Origin of the sequence: Streptomyces sp. URMC 123, assembly GCF_051386515.1 — a bacterium.
GTDB lineage: Bacteria > Actinomycetota > Actinomycetes > Streptomycetales > Streptomycetaceae > Streptomyces.
On record NZ_JBPQTV010000535.1, the window covers coordinates 1 to 2496 of the forward strand.

The window sequence follows — 2496 nt, forward strand, 5'->3', positions numbered from 1 at the left end:
GCCGGCGGGCTGTGCTGCGTCAAGTACGGGGTCACCGCCGAGTACGTCCTCGGCCTCGACGTGGTCCTCGCCGACGGCCGGCTGCTGCGCACCGGGCGCACCACCGCCAAGGGCGTCGCCGGCTACGACCTCACCCGGCTCTTCGTCGGCTCCGAGGGCAGCCTCGGCGTCGTCGTACGGGCCGTGCTCGCGCTGCGCCCCGAGCCGCCCCGGCAGCTCGCGCTGGCCGCGGAGTTCCCCTCCACCGCCGCGGCCTGCGCCGCCGTCTGCGAGATCATGGCCCGCGGGCACGCCCCCTCGCTGCTCGAACTGATGGACCGCACGACGCTGCGCGCGGTCAACTCCCTGGCGTCCATGGGCCTGCCGGAGACCACCGAGGCGCTGCTGCTGGCCGCCTTCGACACCCCCGACCCGGCCGCCGACCTCGCCGCCGTCGGCGAGCTGTGCGCCGCCGCGGGGGCCACGGAGGTGGTGCCGGCCGAGACCGCCGCCGAGTCCGAACTGCTGCTGAAGGCCCGGCGGATGTCGCTGGTCGCCCTGGAGGCGGTCCGCTCCGCCACGATGATCGACGACGTCTGCGTGCCGCGCTCGCGGCTCGCGGCGATGCTCGACGGCACGGCGGCGATCGCCCGGAAACACGGGTTGACGATCGGGGTCTGCGCCCATGCCGGGGACGGCAACACGCACCCGGTCGTCTGCTTCGACCCCGCCGACGCGGACGAGTCCCGGCGGGCCCGGGAGTCCTTCGACGAGATCATGGCGCTCGGGCTGGAGCTCGGCGGCACGATCACCGGGGAGCACGGGGTGGGCGTGCTGAAACGGGAGTGGCTGCGGCGCGAGCTCGGCCCGGTGGGGGTGGAGGTGCAGCGCGGGCTCAAGGAGCTCTTCGACCCCCTCGGCATCCTCAACCCGGGCAAGGTCTTCCCCGCGGCGCCGGAGGGGGCGAGCGGCTGAGGGGGCCGGCGGTCGAGGGGGCGAGCGACTGAGGGGGCGCACGGGCGACGGAATCCGGCCGCCGCCACCCGAGGACCTGGGGTCTAGGGCGAAAGCCCGATGTCGCGGGCCTGTTCGGCGCCGTACGGTCAGGAGTGAAGGACCCAATCGGCGCTGACCCTTTGGAGGCCCCGTGCCCGCGCGACTCGACCACACCATCGTGCACAGCACCGACCGCTTCGTCTCGGCCCGCTTCCTCACGGACCTGCTCGGTGCCCCCGAGCCCGAGCCGCTCGGCATCTTCGCGACCGTCCCGCTGGCCAACGGGGTCACCGTGGACTACGCCGACAGCATCGTCCCCCCGGCCGAGATCATGTCCCAGCACCTCGCGTTCCTCGTGTCCGAGGAGGAGTTCGACGAGCTCCTCGCCCGGATCAAGGAGCGCGAGATGCCGTACTGGGGCGCCCCCAGGCACCAGGAACCGCAGCAGGTCAACCACCGCAACCACGGGCGCGGTGTCTACGTCGACGACCCCGACGGGCACGCGTTCGAGTTCCTGACCCACTCCTACGTCGAGGAGTGAGGCCCCAGCAGCTCGTCCAGCACTCCGTCGAGGGACATCCGCTCGTGCTCCCGGCCGGGCGGCACCACCCGCAGCGTGCGCTCCAGCCACGCCGCGACCGGCGCGGCCGCCGTCTCCAGCAGGGCCTCGCCCTCCGGTGAGGACAGGGCCACGCACAGCGTCCCGCCGCCGGCCGCCGCCCGGACCGGCCAGATCCGCACATCGCCGCGGCCGCTCGGCCGCCGGAGCCCCTCGGCCAGCAACTCCCGGGCGAACGCCCAGTCCACCGGGGTCGGGGACCCGATGTGGAAGGTGATGTGCACGGCGTAGGGGTCATCGGTGCGGTAGGTGAGCCTGGCCGGGACGCGCACGCTGCGCGCGGGCGCCAGGACCAGGTCGAACGGCAGCTCTCGTGCCACCACGGTGTGCGTCACGACGACGTCCTTTCCTCGGGCGGTGGTGCCGCCTGGAGAGACCGCGTGCCTTCCCGTCGCTTACGCGACTTCTCGCGACTTTTCGCTATTCCCCCGCGATTCCTCGCGCGAGATTCCCCGCGGTTCCCCGCGGTTCCCCGTGACTCGTCGCGCGAGTTCGCGAAGCCCCTCGATTGTCGTGGCCGCGGCACGCGAAAGGGGTGCGTCCCTCAGGACGGGCCCGCCCCCGCGCGCCGTCTGGTAGATGTGGACCTGTTCTGCGGCCGTACGCGGGCGCCGAGCGACGAACACCACTCCGCCCGGGGCCGCGGCTGCGCCCGCACCCGGCCGGCCGAGCAGATACGGGACCTACGGACCATGAGCGCGCCTACCTCGGGATCTCCCGCCGACGGCAGTCCCACCGCCGGGTACTACCCCGATCCGTCCATTCCCGGCTTCATCCGGTACTGGAACGGCGCCGCATGGGTGCCGGGGACCTCCCGGCCCGCACCGCCCCCCGGCGAGGCGATGCCCCTGCCGCCGGCGGGCGCGGCGGCGGCCGCGCGCAGCGCGGATCTGATCTTCGAC

The 2496-nt window shown here is 73.9% G+C and carries 4 protein-coding genes; 3 read left to right on the forward strand and 1 reads right to left on the reverse strand.

Features of this window, described 5'->3' with window-relative positions; genetic code table 11:
- Nucleotides 1-954: FAD-binding oxidoreductase (locus ACSNOD_RS30425; RefSeq protein WP_436770306.1), on the forward strand; the 954-nt coding region annotated here is incomplete at its 5' end.
- A 172-nt stretch (nt 955-1126) separates the two neighbouring features.
- The gene (locus tag ACSNOD_RS30430; protein ID WP_436770307.1) at nt 1127-1516 is read left to right on the forward strand and encodes a VOC family protein; all 390 of its coding nucleotides are present in this window, start codon (nt 1127-1129) and stop codon (nt 1514-1516) included.
- Here the strand turns inward: ACSNOD_RS30430 and ACSNOD_RS30435 are convergent.
- Nucleotides 1501-1929, reverse strand: a complete 429-nt coding sequence (locus ACSNOD_RS30435) for an SsgA family sporulation/cell division regulator (protein WP_436770308.1) — start codon at nt 1927-1929, stop codon at nt 1501-1503. The genes ACSNOD_RS30430 and ACSNOD_RS30435 overlap by 16 nt on opposite strands.
- A gap of 357 nt (nt 1930-2286) precedes the next feature.
- Between ACSNOD_RS30435 and ACSNOD_RS30440 the strand changes: the two genes are divergently transcribed.
- Nucleotides 2287-2496: DUF2510 domain-containing protein (locus tag ACSNOD_RS30440; RefSeq protein ID WP_436770309.1), on the forward strand; the 210-nt coding region annotated here is incomplete at its 3' end.